The organism is Micromonospora sp. NBC_00389 (assembly GCF_036059255.1).
In the GTDB taxonomy this organism is placed as follows: Bacteria; Actinomycetota; Actinomycetes; order Mycobacteriales; family Micromonosporaceae; genus Micromonospora.
Window position 1 is genome coordinate 1281702 of sequence record NZ_CP107947.1, and the last position, 13860, is coordinate 1295561.

At 67.9% G+C, this 13860-nt stretch carries 12 protein-coding genes, 1 tRNA gene and 2 pseudogenes; 6 read left to right on the plus strand and 9 right to left on the minus strand.

From position 1 onward, the window contains the following. Window positions 1-19: 19 nt before the first annotated feature. Entirely contained in the window at window positions 20-517 is a 498-nt protein-coding gene (locus OG470_RS06060) for a MarR family winged helix-turn-helix transcriptional regulator (protein WP_328421590.1), read from the minus strand. A 176-nt stretch (window positions 518-693) separates the two neighbouring features. Here OG470_RS06060 and OG470_RS06065 point away from each other — a divergent pair, with 176 nt between their 5' ends. Both OG470_RS06065 and OG470_RS06070 read left to right on the plus strand, forming a co-directional pair. After that, window positions 694-1686: a quinone oxidoreductase family protein gene (locus tag OG470_RS06065; RefSeq protein WP_328421592.1), complete on the plus strand. Its 993-nt coding sequence runs from the start codon at window positions 694-696 to the stop codon at window positions 1684-1686. 94 nt (window positions 1687-1780) lie between these two features. Beyond that, window positions 1781-2515, plus strand: a complete 735-nt coding sequence (locus tag OG470_RS06070) for an SDR family oxidoreductase (RefSeq protein WP_328421594.1) — start codon at window positions 1781-1783, stop codon at window positions 2513-2515. Window positions 2516-2588: 73 nt separating this feature from the next. On the opposite strand, the pseudogene OG470_RS06075 reads toward OG470_RS06070, so the two are convergent. Beyond that, window positions 2589-2696, minus strand: a pseudogene (locus OG470_RS06075) (phosphoenolpyruvate carboxylase); the annotation flags it as partial. 461 nt (window positions 2697-3157) lie between these two features. Here OG470_RS06075 and OG470_RS06080 point away from each other — a divergent pair. Beyond that, complete coding sequence (locus OG470_RS06080) at window positions 3158-3877, plus strand: alpha/beta fold hydrolase (protein ID WP_328421598.1); 720 nt, start codon at window positions 3158-3160, stop codon at window positions 3875-3877. Window positions 3878-3989: 112 nt separating this feature from the next. Then, window positions 3990-4598 carry a hypothetical protein gene (locus OG470_RS06085; RefSeq protein WP_328421600.1) on the plus strand — a complete coding sequence of 203 codons (609 nt, stop codon included), beginning with the start codon at window positions 3990-3992 and terminating at the stop codon, window positions 4596-4598. A gap of 570 nt (window positions 4599-5168) precedes the next feature. On the opposite strand, the pseudogene OG470_RS06090 reads toward OG470_RS06085, so the two are convergent. The 3 genes and pseudogenes from OG470_RS06090 to OG470_RS06100 all read right to left on the minus strand — a co-directional run. Next, window positions 5169-5836, minus strand: a pseudogene (locus OG470_RS06090) (TRM11 family SAM-dependent methyltransferase); the annotation flags it as partial. Next, window positions 5820-6695, minus strand: a complete 876-nt coding sequence (locus OG470_RS06095) for a hypothetical protein (RefSeq protein ID WP_328421602.1) — start codon at window positions 6693-6695, stop codon at window positions 5820-5822. The pseudogene OG470_RS06090 and the gene OG470_RS06095, both read right to left, overlap by 17 nt. Before the next feature lie 194 nt (window positions 6696-6889). Next, entirely contained in the window at window positions 6890-7807 is a 918-nt protein-coding gene (locus tag OG470_RS06100; protein ID WP_328421604.1) for a cation diffusion facilitator family transporter, read from the minus strand. A 307-nt stretch (window positions 7808-8114) separates the two neighbouring features. On the opposite strand from OG470_RS06100, the gene OG470_RS06105 reads away from it, so the two are divergent. Beyond that, on the plus strand, window positions 8115-8390 hold the full coding sequence (locus tag OG470_RS06105; protein ID WP_328426162.1) for an ArsR/SmtB family transcription factor: 276 nt from the start codon (window positions 8115-8117) through the stop codon (window positions 8388-8390). Between the two features lie 16 nt (window positions 8391-8406). Here OG470_RS06105 and OG470_RS06110 read toward each other — a convergent pair whose 3' ends face one another. From OG470_RS06110 to OG470_RS06125, 4 genes are all read right to left on the minus strand, one after another. After that, window positions 8407-9438 carry a HupE/UreJ family protein gene (locus tag OG470_RS06110; RefSeq protein WP_328421606.1) on the minus strand — a complete coding sequence of 344 codons (1032 nt, stop codon included), beginning with the start codon at window positions 9436-9438 and terminating at the stop codon, window positions 8407-8409. 314 nt (window positions 9439-9752) lie between these two features. Next, a tRNA-Tyr gene (locus OG470_RS06115) sits at window positions 9753-9833 on the minus strand. 1211 nt (window positions 9834-11044) lie between these two features. Next, entirely contained in the window at window positions 11045-11524 is a 480-nt protein-coding gene (locus tag OG470_RS06120) for an SUKH-4 family immunity protein (RefSeq protein WP_328421608.1), read from the minus strand. A 314-nt stretch (window positions 11525-11838) separates the two neighbouring features. Beyond that, entirely contained in the window at window positions 11839-12783 is a 945-nt protein-coding gene (locus tag OG470_RS06125) for a TolB family protein (RefSeq protein WP_328421610.1), read from the minus strand. Window positions 12784-13052: 269 nt separating this feature from the next. Here OG470_RS06125 and OG470_RS06130 point away from each other — a divergent pair, with 269 nt between their 5' ends. Then, entirely contained in the window at window positions 13053-13688 is a 636-nt protein-coding gene (locus tag OG470_RS06130) for an SMI1/KNR4 family protein (protein ID WP_328421612.1), read from the plus strand. Window positions 13689-13860: the final 172 nt, after the last annotated feature.

Here is a 13860-nt window from a genome sequence, read left to right on the forward strand (position 1 = left end):
CCAGAGCAGCGCGAGTTGGCTAACGGCTGACGCTGCGCTCGGGGTCCGGCTCGTGCGCTGTGAGGTTGTCTTCCAGTTGGTGCACGATGCGGAGCGCTTCGCGTTGTTCGTCCGGGGTCATCTCGCCGACCGTACGGCGTTCGAAGTCCGCCCAGATGCGTTCGACCTGGGAACGGAGGACGAGGCTGGCCGGGGTGGGCTCGACGCGGGTGGCGCGGCGGTCGTCGGGGTCCGGCACGCGGCGTACGTAGCCGGCACGTTCGAGGCGCTGCACGGTGCGGGTCATGCTGGCCGAGTCGGTGTCGAACTCGTCGGCGAGGTCGGTCTGGCGCTGCGGCCCTGACTCCCACAGTCGCATCATCAGCACTTCCTGGCCGGGGTGGAGCCCGACCTCGCGGAGCAGTTGGCCGACGAGTTTCTTGTGGGCCCGGGCCAGCCGGAAGATCGCGTGGCTGATCGGCCCGCCCGCGGCGGCGCCGGGCCGCCGCCGCTCGATCGGCACATCGTCTGCGTTCATGCCCACCAGATTACCTGTCCGGGTCAATGTGCCCCTGCTCACCTGTGGTTGCAGGAACATCTTGCAGGCAAGAAACCTTTACCTGTCTAGGACGGCTAATTCAGGCGGTCCGCGCGTCGTCACCGATGACGTTGCCGTGAAGCACCTCGAGGAGTTGTGTCGTGAAAGCTATCCAGATGACCGAGCAGGGCGGGCCCGGTGTGTTGCGCCTGGTGGACCTGCCCGACCCGGTTCCCGGTCCCGGTCAGGTACTTATCCGCGTCGAGGCGGCCGCGGTCAACTTCTCGGACGTGATGCGTCGCCGCGGCGACGTCTATCCCGTCCCGACCCCTAGTCCTTTCGTCCCCGGTGCGGAGGTCGCCGGCACCGTCGCTGCCCTCGGCGAGGGCGTCGACAACTTCGAGATCGGAACGCCGGTCTTCGGCACGGTCGGGACCGATGGGTCCGGCGGTTACGCGGAGCTCGCCCTTGCCTACTCCGGGGGCCTGATCCCCGTGCCGGCCGGCCTCGAGCTGGACGCGGCTGCGGGCATCGTCGTCTCCGGACTGGCGGCCGCGGTGATCCTTGGCGAGGTTGCCCGCCTCTCGCCCGGGGAGACGGTATTCGTACCGGCCGCGGCCGGTGGAGTCGGCAGTTACGCTGTACAGATCGCCAAACTCATGGGCGCGGGGACGATCATTGCCGGGGCCAGCACGTCCGCCAAGCGGGACATCGCGCTGCAGTTCGGCGCCGACCACGCCGTCGACTACACCGCGCCGGGTTGGACCGATCAGGTTCTGGAGCTCACCGGTGGCCGCGGCGTCGATGTCGCATTGGAGATGACCGGCCCGGCGCACCTGAACGAGACCTTGAAGATCCTCGCGCCGTTCGCACGGCTCGTCGTTTACGGCTCGGTCTCCGGCACCGTGGACGGTCTGGACGCCAGGGCCCTGCAGCCATTGCTCTACGACCCCGCGCCCAGCCAGATCCTCACCGGGTTCAATCTCGGCGTTTGGTTCGAGCATCGCCTCCCCGACGCGGCGGCCGCGCTGGAGCGGCTGGTCGGCTGGATCTCCACCGGACAGGTCACCCCGCCGGCGGTGCAGGCATTGCCGCTAAGCGCTGCTGCGGAGGCCCACCGGTTGCTAGAAGACGGCGTCACGACCGGGAAGCTTGTGCTCAAGCCATGACGACCGTGGAAAAGGCTCCGTCGATCGAACGGGTGGCGGTCGACACCGGTGGCTCAGGGGCGATCGGATCAGCGATTTGGATGGAGAGATAGTCATGGCACTGCAGGGCAAGGTCGCGTTGGTGACAGGAGCGTCCAGGGGAATCGGCAAGGCCATCGCCGAACGCCTCGCCGGGGACGGGGCCAGCGTGATCGTCAACTACTTCCCCTCTGAGCGTCAGGCCGCGGAGGAAGTGGTACGAGGCATCGTGCGACGCGGTGGAACCGCGGTCGCCGCGTCTGCCGACATTGCCGATGCCGGGCAGTTGCGAGGCCTGTTCGACCTGGCGGAGCAGCGGTTCGGACACCTGGACATCGTGATACTCAATGCCGCCAAAGTGACCCACGGCACGATCATCGACACCTCCGACGAACAGTTCGACGCGGTCTTCGCCACCAATGCGCGAGCCGGTTTCATCGCGCTCCGCGAGGCCGCCATCCGGGTCCCGGACGGCGGACGGATCGTGGCGATATCCGCCGGACTGACTCGCATGCCGCGCGCCGGAACCGGCGTCTACGCGGCGAGCAAGGCGGCCGTCGACCATCTGGTCCGCGTGTTGGCGCACGAGGTGGGCGCCCGCGGCATCACCGTCAACAGTGTCCTACCTGGCCCCGTCCTCACCCAGGCGCTGCCCACCGATCAGCAATTCATCGACGCGGAGGTCGCCCAGACCCCGCTGGCCCGCGTCGGCCAGCCGGAAGACATCGCCGACGTGGTCAGTTTCCTGGTGTCGGAGGAAGCCCGCTGGGTCACCGGGCAGACGATCGGCGCCGGCGGCGGAATGTTCTGATCTGCCGCGCCCCGGACGCGCCCGACCGCTCCCTGGGGGCGGTCAGGCGCGGCGGACCGGTGGGGCGCGGGGATCAGCCGGTGTTGCGCATGCCTGCGGCGATGCCGTTGACCGTGGTCAGCAGCACCCGCTCCAAGGCCTGGCTGTCCCCGCTCGGTACTCCAACGTCACTTCGCTGCGGCATTCAGCGTGGCGTGGGTATGAAGACGGCCACCGCCGGGAAGCGGGGCGGCGGCGGCATGGCGGCTCCTTCCAGGGCGCTGAGAGGCGCTCAGATTACGCGAAAGGCTCGCCCCAGCCGGCCGTCGTGCGGGCAGAGCTGGACTCCTTCGTCCCGAACGCGGTTACGGAACATCGTTCGATGACATCCCATGTCGTCTTGCCCTGCGGAGCATGGCCCTCTGCCGCCTTGGGTGGTCTGGTCTCGGCCGTCGCTGGTCGTCTCGCTGCCTCCTCGGCGCCTCTCCCTATTGGTTCTCGCTGGCCGGACCGAGCACGTTTACGCCTAGGCCGACTTGGTACTCGCATCTTGACTGCACCTGGTCAGGGTGGCGGGCACAGTCAACGTGCGGATGTCGCCCGTCGCCCGCAGGCCAGCATGGACAGAAACGACCACTCAGCCCAGTAGGGAAGGAACTCACCATGAATGGCCGACCGAACATCGTCCTCGTCCACGGTGCGTGGGCCGACGGCTCTTGCTGGAGCGGCGTTATCGAGCGCCTACAGGCCGATGGCTACCACGTGACGGCCCCGCAGTTCCCCATGACCTCGACGGCCGATGATGTCGCCCGGCTACGCCAAGTCCTGAACTTGCAGGACGGCCCGACGATCGTGGTCGGGCACTCTTACGGCGGCCAGATCATGACCGCCCTCGGCACCGACGCGCCGAACGTCGCCGGGCTGGTGTACATCGCGGCCTTCGGGCTCGACAACGGGGAGTCGCTCGCCGACTTACTGTCGCAGGGACCCACACCGCCGGCGCTGGCGCACCTGTTCACCGACAAGCAGGGCTTCATGTGGCAGCCGCAGGACGATTTCGTCCAGCACTTCGCGGCCGACGTCGACCCGGTCCGGGCTAAGGTGATGCACTGCGTACAGCAGCCCATTGCCGGCTCAGCCTTCAACGATGCGATGGGCGTCCCGGCCTGGAAGTCGCTGCCGTCCTGGTACCTGGTCGCCACCCAGGACCAGGCTATCCCGCCGGACGCGCAGCGCATGTTCGCCAGCCGCATGGGCGCGACCACCATCGAAGTCCCTGCCAGCCACGTCCCGATGGTTTCTCAGCCCGACGAAGCGGCGCAGCTCATCAAGGCGGCAGCCGAAACCCGGACCGCGATGCCGGCGGGTCATACAGGCAGATGACAAGAGCCACAAGCAGCGGTGGAGGCCCGCTGTGTGGCCGCATACCGATCGTTGGCACCGCTGCTGCCAGTTCCTGTGGTTCGCGGCGGGCCACCAGCGCCGGAGGTGCGGTATGGACGAGGATGCGCGCGAGCAGGGGCTGCTCACCGCCCTAACCACGGAGCATTTCGTGCTCCAGACCTCCCGCAGCGCCACGATCACCGAATCCGTTGGGCGAGCGACCGTGTTCCTGTCACTGCTCTCCGCCTCACTGATCGGGCTCGGCTTCGTCTCCAGCAGCGGCCAACTGATCAAGCCGTACCTCGGCGGGGTGCTGCCGACCCTGGTGATCACTGGCCTGCTCACCTTCGGCCGGCTAGTTCAAAACACGGTGGAGAACTCGCTGAACCTCAAGCGCATCCAGCGCATCCGCGCCTACTACCACCGCCAGCTCGCCGGCGAGCACGACTTCTTCGCCGACGCGGTCACCGGCGGGGGCGACGTGCAGGCAATCTCGGCGGCGGTGGGCAGCAGGCCGGCTCGCTGGCAACTGCTGCTGACCACGGCAGCGATGGTGGGCGCGGTCAACGCACTGCTGATCGGCCTGGGCGCCGCCCTGCTGACCGGGGTGCTGGGCGAATCCCCCGCGCTGGCGATCGCGCTCGGGGTGGCGGTGGCACTGGTCGCCTTCGCCGCACAACTCGCGTACATCAAACGGGCCTCGATCTGGCTGACCGGCTGACCGCCGGTGGGCCGAGCACCCCGCTAAAGCTGCGCAGCCTTGGCGTCGTCTACAGCCGTTGGTCCTTGGTGGTCTACCCCTAACGGCCTGGACCTGGTTCTCGTCAACGACGAGCGGAGACCTCCGGCACGGCGAGGTTGACGGAGAGGATCCTGCTCATGGGCTGGAACCTAACGGCTGTCAGGAGTACGCGCTGCGGCATTTTTCCGGTGCATGGGCCGCGGTAGCGGGCCCATGCAGCCTACGACCGGCGCTGCTCCCACGGTTCCGCCGCTGCGCGCAGCGTCGTCGTGCGCGGGCAACCCGCGCCAGCGAGTTGACGACCTTCACCCTGGCCGGGAACCGGCCGCCTCACATACAGATCCGCCGCAGTGCGCCACCAGCATCAACGCCGAGGTGAAGCAGTACCTCCTGGACAACGAAGTAGCCCGCTTCCTGGCCGAAACCGGCATCGCCACGCCTCACCATGTTCACCGGGAACTCCCGGATCCGCGAGAGCGTCACGCTGACGACGCACCCTTGGGTTCCTGCTGAAACCCGTGAGTTCCTCTGAACTCGCGGAGAACAGGCAAGGATCTGGGTGAACCCGTCGGTGAGGCCGGTGAGGTCGCGGTAGGCGAGGTTGCCTCGGTCGGTGCCGTCGTTGTAGGCGTTGTCGAACTTCGCCACCCCGTCTGCGCCTGGTCGCACCAGGCCGTGGACGGTCGGCCCGTAGGGCGGCGAGGTCACGACGAGGGCGACCTGTCCGGCGAGGGCGGCGGGGACAGGGACAGGATGCGGGTCGCGTCGCCGCGCATCACCGCCGCCCGGCCGGTCGCCCCTTGGCCCTGGGCGTGGGTGATGTTGGCGTCGGCGATGTTCGACCAGCGGGACTCGTATTCCACACCGATGGCGTCGCGGCCGGCGTGGATGGCCTCGACGAGGGTGGTGCCGATCCCGCACATCGGGTCGAGCACCAGATCCCCGGGCTGGGTGTAGGCGTGCACGGCGTGAGCGGCGATCGCGGGAAGCATCCGTGCCGGGTGCTTGACTGACTCGGGCACGTAGCGTCCGCGGCGCTGCACGGGTCCGGTGCGCTGGGCGGTCGCCCACACCGACAGGCGCTCCGGCCCGGCCATGTCCGAGTGCCGTCCCTCGTACTCCTGGCGAGCGTCGTAGGCGCGGTTGCTGCCGCCAGCGTTCTCCGGCCGGGCCGGCTCGTCTGGACTGGTGATGGGGTGCTCAGCCACGGCCGTCACCGCCCTCGCGCCGTCGCCGCTGCGGCGGGGTTGCCGGTGGGGGGCTGAACACCAGCAGGTCGGCGTGGACACGGTGGTGCGTGAGGGTCCACGGCTGCCCGGCGGTCTCGTGGGCGAGGGCGAGCAGTTCGGCGTCGGTGACGTGGTAGACGAAGGTGTCCGCGTCGGTATCGGCGGTGACCGCGACGATGTGCTGCAGGTAGCCCAGCCCGACGTTCGCCGCCGCGGTGGCGAGAGGGCTGAAGTCCTCCGGCGTCGCGATGGTGCCGGCGGGGACCGCGACGATGAGCACGAGGCACCCGCCAGGGCGCAGTAGCCGGGCGCCGGCGGTCAGCAGGCACGCCAGGCGTACCCGGTTCGTGGCCTCGTCCGCGTCGAGGGGCCAGGAGGCGACCAGAAGGCCGGTCGGCTGCGGCGAGCCACCTGGGTCGGGCGGGTCGGTGAGGTCGTCGCCGAACCAGGCGCTCGCCTCCGGCACGTCACCGTCGTCAGACTGCTGCTGGGCGGACGGGTGGGGCTCGGCCGGCTCGCTCTCGGGGCCGATGAGGAGGCTGGGCCCGTCGGTGAACCAGCTGGGGTGGTGCCGGCGCTGCCCGGCGAGGCAGGCGGTGGACAGGGCGTGGTCGTCGGTGCAGTCGACGACTGTGTCGCCGGGCCGGCTGTAGGCGGACACGAGGCGGTAGGCCAGGCGGACGCCGAGGGTGCGGCCGGTGTCGGCGGAGGTGCGGGCGGTGCGCCACACGGTGATCGGGACCGGCGGGACGCCGGCCACGAGGTCGGTCAGGGTCGGGTCGGCGGCGGAGTGGTCCGGGTCGACGGGGCGGGTAGGGTCGTGGTGTTGCGGCGTGTGCTCGTTCATGTGGTGTCGGCTCCGCGCCGCGCGGGCAAGTGCGCTGACACCCTTAAACCCGTGTTTGTGTGCTCTGGCGAACGCACCCCGTTCTCACAGCGGCTCACAGCCGCTCACAACCTCGGCGACACGAGCACCCAGCCCCGGCTTGTTGAACCGCCCCGGCAGCGCTGGGAAGCCAGCGGATGATTCGGCGGGGACAGTCAGCTCGGGCGTTGGCGGCGTTGGTGCGACAGGTCCGTGTGATGGTGCCCGCCGGGGTGGCTGTCCGGATCGGTGTGGACGGTGGCGCTGGTCAGCCTAGGTACGGCGTGGGTGAGTTGGTGTTCGGCGTCGGCGGCGATCTCGTGGGCGGCGATGAGGCTGAGGTGGGCGTCGACGACTAGGTCGGCCTCGGCGTGGAGGCGGTGGCCGATCCATCGCAGCCGGACTGCTGTGACGTCGCGGACGCCGCCGATTTCCCGGAGTGTCGTCTCGGCTTGGTCGACGATGGCGGGGTCGACGGCGTCCATGAGGCGTCGGTAGACCTGGCGGGCGGCATCGTTGAGGACGAAGGTGATGGCGACGGCGATGACCAGGCCGATGGCGGGGTCGGCCCAGTGCCAGCCGAGTGCGGCGCCGCCGGCGGCGGCGAGGACGGCGAGGGAGGTGTAGCCGTCGGTGCGGGCGTGCAGGCCGTCGGCGATCAGGGCGGCGGAGCCGATGCGGCGGCCGACGCGGATGCGGTAGCGGGCCACCAGCTCGTTGCCGGCGAACCCGGCGAGGCCGGCTGCGGCGACCCACGGCAGGTGGGTCACCTCGGCCGGGTGCAGCAGCCGCGTGGCGGCGGTCCAGGCCGCAGCCACAGCGGAGGCGGCGATCACGCCGACGATGACGATGCCGGCGAGGTCTTCGGCACGGCCGTAGCCGTAGGTATAGGCCCGGGTGGCAGCCCGGCGGCCGAGCAGGAACGCGATGCCGAGGGGCACGGCGGTCAGGGCGTCGGCGACGTTGTGCAGGGTGTCACCGAGCAGTGCGACCGACCCGGACAGCACGACGATGACGGCCTGGGCGATTGCCGTGATCCCGAGGCCGAGCAGCGAGATCCACAGGGCGCGTAGCCCTTCCCGGGAGGACTCCAAGGCGGGATCGATCGACTCGCGGGAGTCGTGCGAGTGCGGCGTGACCGCATGACGCAGCCCGTGCCACAAGGAGGCGAGGCGACCCCCGCCGCTGTGGTGATGGTCGTGCCCGTGTGAATCGCCAGGCCCGTCGTGTCCGTGCTCGTGGTCGCGCACTGGTTCCCCCTACCCCGTTCGGCACGGAAGATCCGGGCCGACCTGCCGCGGGCGATAATATGTGCTCATGTGCGCACGCGACAACGTTGCAGGTGCCAGTGAGCTGCAACAACGCCTCCCTGCCGATAGCCAGGTGGAGGCGGCGACGGAGATGTTGCGGATGCTGGGCGACGGAACCAGGCTGCGGTTGATGTGGCTGCTCGTCGAAGGGGAGCACGACGTGACCGCGCTGGTGGCGGCACTGGGAGTGGCGCGACCGGCAGTGTCACAGCACCTCGGCAAGCTGCGGCTGGCCGGGCTGGTGAAGGTGCGTCGGGACGGCCGCCGCGCCCTCTACACCGCGCGGGGCGGGCATGTTCGTCGGCTCGTGACCGAGGTCATCCACGCGGCCTCGCACCGGGTGGCCGGCATCCCCGAGCACGACTGAACGCGTGCGGAGGTGTCTACTCGACGGGCTTGGAGCGGGAATCGGCGAACCAGTCGCGGGTGAACTGACGGACGGCGTCGACGTCCAGGGTGTCGCAGGCGATGGTGCGGTAGGCGTGGACCGCCTTGACCGCCTCTGTCTGGCCAGGGGCGGGGCCGCCGACGACGAGGCCGGCGGCGGGGTCGGTGACGAAGGCCCGCACCTGGGCGAGCTGCTCGGCGGGCAGGTCCGGTCGGTAGTTGACGATCACGAAGCCGTCGCCGATGACGTGCCCGAACGAGGTTGCAGGCACTGTCTCCTCGGGCTCGAAGAAGTCTTTGACCGGGTGCCCACCGCCGGCCGGGAAGGTCTCGGTGCGATTGCGGACCTCGCAACTACCCGCCTCCTGGGCGCTTGCCTGGATCGGTCGCAGCAGCGCCTCACCACCAGAGGTGATAACCAGGACCGTAGCGGCGACCACGCCAGCCGCGATCAGCGCGCCATGCGACAACCGCACATCCCGTAGCCGGGGATAGTAGTGAAGCAGGACGTCTCCGATCATGCACATGACCCAGATCGCGATGAGCTGCCCGATCTCGACGCCCAGGTTGAACGCCAGCACCCGAGGGATCAGCCCGTCCGACGGCAGGCCCACGTCCTGCAACCGGGTAGCCAGGCCCAGCCCATGCACCAGGCCGAAGGCCAGCACCGCGGCGCCGAACCACACCCAGTTCTTCGGCCGGCCCCGCAGCCCCACCACGCCGACGAAGACCAGGCTCAACGCGACCACGACGTCGACAAGGACCGGGTTGACGTGCCAGTCGGCGACCGTGGCGGTGAACAGGGTGACGCTGTGCCCGAGCGCGAACAGCGAGATCAGCTTGGCCGCCCGCCGGATCTCACCGGCGAGCAGCAGAATGCCACCCACGAAGAGCAGATGATCCCAGCCGGCGAGCATGTGCTTCGTGCCCAGCCAGACGAACCCGCCGACCGTGTCGCTCGACCCACCGACGCCATGTGCCCACGCCGCTCCCGGCAACACGAGCACCATGCCCACCAAGGCGGACACAATCACCGCACCTCGTCGCACCGCAGCTGGCATCCGGAGTGTCTCCACTTCCCGAGCATCAGCAGGCCGGGAGCCTGCCACGTCTACTGGTAGTCGCTGCGTGGCCGCTATCAGTTCCCTCAGGACGCCACGGGAGATTTGCTCGGCATCGGGGACTTGGTTGTCCAGTTTCCCAACGCTTGAGCCAGGCGACCGATCCTCCCCCCGATACGCCCCCGGACCCTGAGCGACGGCGGGTAATGGCTGGACTCAGCGGGACCAAACAAGATCGGCCCCCGACCGCATCTCTGCTGGTCAGGGGCCGTCTTCACACCTGGTGGCGGGTAGAGGATTCGAACCTCTGAAGCTTTCGCGACGGATTTACAGTCCGTTGCAGCTGAGCGGGCAAGCTCGCCTTGCATCGCGCGGCGTCAACTCCAAGTCTCGTTGCTGCCCGCCGTGAATGTAACGGCGCCCTGCACGAGCGCGGTGGACAGCTCGCCCCCGCCTACACGCTGAGCATAGTGGCATCAAGATCGACCAAGCCTTATCCAAGCGGACGGTGACGGACAGGCTCGGACGTACGACACGCTCGTCGTAGGAGCACCATTGGAGCACCAATGCGTTCACCGGTGACGAACGGCAAAGGCGCCTGACCTCTGTTTTAGCAGGTCAGGCGCCTTTTGATCTTGTGCGCCCGAAGGGACTCGAACCCCTAACCTTCTGATCCGTAGACGGATGGCTATCTATGCGTTAAGGGGTCGGCCCGACGATCCCGCCCCAGTCAAGCTCCGTTCGGGCGCGTCCCGTGGAAGACCAGCAGGCGCGGGCAAAGCGTTCCTCGGGAACGATGGCCTCGAACTGCCCTGGATGAGACGCAAGTCCAGTCAGGTGCTGGCCCGTCCACGCCAGTTCGCCGACGTCGGATCAACATTCGAGCACCAAAGGATCCCAAGCTCCCGCCTACCTCGCCGGGTGCGCTACCTGCGGGTCCACGGCGGCGATCGCGCGGCAGATCATGTCGAGTACCCACCAGCGCGGGGCGTACGGGTGGCAGCCTTACCGCTCCCAACGTGCTCCCGGTCCCCACCCCAGAACCCGGCAACGCCTGCTCAGCTACCGCAGGAACCGGTCCACCCTGACATGCGGATCCGCGCCGCCGGCCAGCGCCTGCCCGACTGCCACTTCATCACGGGCCTTCGCGGCCTCGATGAAGCGTTGATCAGCATCGTGATTGATTGGTTGTCATCGTTGAAACTGTTGGATGCTCGTAGCCGTCGACACGCTGCCACGTTGCCAGCGAATGAGGCGGTAGGGCCAGGTGCGCAGCGAGGTGCGCTGCCCGTCGTAGCGGTCCCGGGCGTGCACGCCTGCACAACGTCCTACGTCACGTCTTCTGCCTCGTCTACCAAGCTTAGGTTCCGGTAGGAAGTGCACCACCAGCTCACTCCAGAACGTGGTGATCGCCGCAGCGAAGTCCGTCCGAGGGTGACGGTCAAACGCGGTCCCCTCGTTCATGCTGCCCGGCCACCTGTAGGCACATCTTTCCGACGATATGCCTGCATCCCGCTAGAGCAAAGAGGTCGGCCTCCACTCTTACACTGAGTAGACGCCGACCTAGCCAACCCTAGCCCATTTCCACCATTTCCTCGGTGATCGCGGACCACCAAGCACCCTCTCTAGTGGCCGGCTCATCGACCGCGACGAGCTCACGCCTGACCGCCTCGGCCCGTTCACGGTAAGCCCGCCCGCTTTCTGTCTCTGCGAGGGCGGCCATCCCTGCCATGTATCTGAGGAAGACAACGAAGTTACCGATGTCGCTGTTCATGAAGGTGACTTCCGGAGCACTGTTCTCGACCGGGACGACCGACCATACCGATCCATTGGCGAGGTCGATCTGAACCTCACAGACCCCGTGCCACGCCCGGCCGATTGGCAGGCGTCGGGGCTCCGCCGATACGCTCATCGCTTCGATCGGATAAGCGTGGAAGAAAACATCCACCTCCCGCGGCAGTTCCACGTCGAGCAGCCCGGAAGCACCAGGCGCCACGACCCCGCCAAAGATCTGGCGCAGGTCGGATTCCGAGTAACGAATCAGGTTCGGCATCCTCTACCACCTCCCGCACCCGCTTCGCGGGCTTCTTCGCGACCCCGGCCGGGTGCGGTGTCCGGGCTCCCGACAGCCCGGGCACCGCCACTCCGGTGCTTTCTCGGACGGACACACCAGCCGGAGGCTGAGCCCCGCGTATTCGGCGGGACAAGGACCCCCTCGGATACGACGAAGAGTTCGCCACGCAGGACGCGTTGACCAGCGAATTGTTGATGGGGTCCGAGTCTCCAATTTGCGGGCCCTAGCGCGACGCTAGCGCGGCCTTCTCCAGAGCCCTCAGACACGCCGCCAGCACCAGGCCTTGTCGGTGTTCATCTGAGCGCGTGGCCAGAAGCAGTGCGGAACTTTAGATGCCTGAGCTTCTCCACGTACACGAGCCACTTCCCGTCAGGCGAAAAGCTCGGGTGATACGCCTCCTCGTCGTCGACGATCCTTGTCTTCTCCCCGGTCCCGACGTCGACCGACCAGACCCCGGCCTTGTCCTCGGGCGACCCGACGGCGGCAATCACCGACCGACGGTCTGGCGACACCGCCAGGTCGGCAATGCCCGGAATTTCGGTGAGGATCCTGACCGAGCCCGACTTCACGTTCCACTCCGTCAGGCGCCAGGTGAAGTCCTCCAGATCCTCACCGACGCCCCTCGGCAACCTGCCGAGGGAATCCGGTGCCGCCATGAAGAACAGCCGATCCTCCACAGCTGCCGGCGACCGCACCAGCGCCACCGATCGGCAGTTGGAGTCGCCACCACTGACGTTGAAGGTCTTCCCCTCGACCGTCACCGAAGACGGGAAGTCTCTCACCGTGCCGTCGATGACAGGCTGGATTCCAAAGCCGCACCTACGGGGCACCTCCACATACCCGCTGTCACCGTTGACGAGTACCGCGCCGCCGAGGAAGGGCAGTGATGCCCGAGGCTCGAGCTTCTCGTCGTTCGCGGTGTAGCTGAGCAGCTCCGTACGGCCGCCACCGTCACACTCAACCCCCAGCCCGACGTCGCTTCCGGCGCCCCCGAAGAGGAAGCTGAAATGCGCCTTCGCGCAGACGGGTGCCAGTGCGTCACGGCCCAGGACGAGTTCCTCATTTCCCTCGTCGTGCCGCTGCCGCCACACTTCGGCGCCTTCCGAGGACACCTCTCGCAGGTAGTAGACCCAACCGTCGGCGGCCCAGACCGGATGGAACACGGACACCGGCTCCGCGAGCGCCGCGATCCGGCCACACCCGCCGAGCATGATCACGGCCAGCACGACGACCGGCATGACCGCCGTACGCACCGCACGCCCACCCGGTCTTCCGGCGCTCATCTGCCTCATTCTGCCTCGCATGTCACCCCCGCAATCCGATCCGCTGGTTTGAACCGTGCCGCCAGGATGTCCGACGACCGCGGAGCAAGGCGGAAGATCGACGCGCCAGACGCCATCGGCATTGGCTCCCAATGTCGGCTTGAAATCGTCCAGGCGGCTCGTCAAGGTCGCTCTGTCAGTCTCGATCATTAGGATCGCGCCACGACCAAGGAGGGGTAGAAGTCTTGACTGCTACTCACGTCGATGCGCTCACCAAGATCATGCCGCCGAAATACGGCGCCGACGAAGAAGTGGATTGGGACGCCGTCGAGGCGCAGTTGGGTGCGCGTCTACCGGCCGACTATTGCGCCTTCATGGCTGTCTACGGCGGTGGAACCATCGGCAACGGGCTAAGCATCCTGCTACCGCTGCCCGTCGACTCGGTGTGGGGCGGTGGGACGATCGCTGGCGAGACTCCGAACTTGCGCCACTACTGGGAAGAGGAGGGCGGGGTAGCAGGGACAGGGCTTGGGGTGGATGCCGTACTGGCCTGGGGCGTTGGCTGCAGCAACCCCGACCTACTGGGCTGGCTGATGACCGGCTCGGATCCCGACCAGTGGCCGGTGGTGGTGTGGCGACGCCACGTGTCATGGGGCGAGCCGAGCTTCGCGCTTTTTGAATGCAGGATGGCGGAGTTTGTCAGGCGACTGTTGCTTGCCGAGTTTGACAAGTGCCCGCTCAGCGATGTTTCCCTGTGGGGCCGCATCGAGCCTTTCGTGCACTGGCGTGAACAGGACCGTCGCTTCCTAGCCGGCCTCGATCCCATCACGGGCGAGCCCGACCCCTACGCAGACATGTTCCAAAGCTGGAACCGACCGTAACCGTGCAGCACGACCTGCTCCGAAAGTCCCATCACGCGGTTTAGGAAGTGTGGACACGGCCGGTAGTCGCGCCTCACTGACCTGGCCTGACCTGCGCCGCCATGCCGGCCGCCACGTCCAGGAGCTGACCGCCGTTGACCCTCGGCTCCCCTCCCAACGGGCAGGCGACGGG

Coding starts and splice junctions, on each gene's coding strand:
- OG470_RS06060 (WP_328421590.1), bottom strand. CDS start 517: ATGAACGCAGACGATGTGCCGATCGAGCGGCGGCGGCCCGGCGCCGCC.
- OG470_RS06065 (WP_328421592.1), top strand. CDS start 694: ATGACCGAGCAGGGCGGGCCCGGTGTGTTGCGCCTGGTGGACCTGCCC.
- OG470_RS06070 (WP_328421594.1), top strand. CDS start 1,781: ATGGCACTGCAGGGCAAGGTCGCGTTGGTGACAGGAGCGTCCAGGGGA.
- OG470_RS06080 (WP_328421598.1), top strand. CDS start 3,158: ATGAATGGCCGACCGAACATCGTCCTCGTCCACGGTGCGTGGGCCGAC.
- OG470_RS06085 (WP_328421600.1), top strand. CDS start 3,990: ATGGACGAGGATGCGCGCGAGCAGGGGCTGCTCACCGCCCTAACCACG.
- OG470_RS06095 (WP_328421602.1), bottom strand. CDS start 6,695: ATGAACGAGCACACGCCGCAACACCACGACCCTACCCGCCCCGTCGAC.
- OG470_RS06105 (WP_328426162.1), top strand. CDS start 8,115: ATGTTGCGGATGCTGGGCGACGGAACCAGGCTGCGGTTGATGTGGCTG.
- OG470_RS06120 (WP_328421608.1), bottom strand. CDS start 11,524: ATGCCGAACCTGATTCGTTACTCGGAATCCGACCTGCGCCAGATCTTT.
- OG470_RS06125 (WP_328421610.1), bottom strand. CDS start 12,783: ATGCCGGTCGTCGTGCTGGCCGTGATCATGCTCGGCGGGTGTGGCCGG.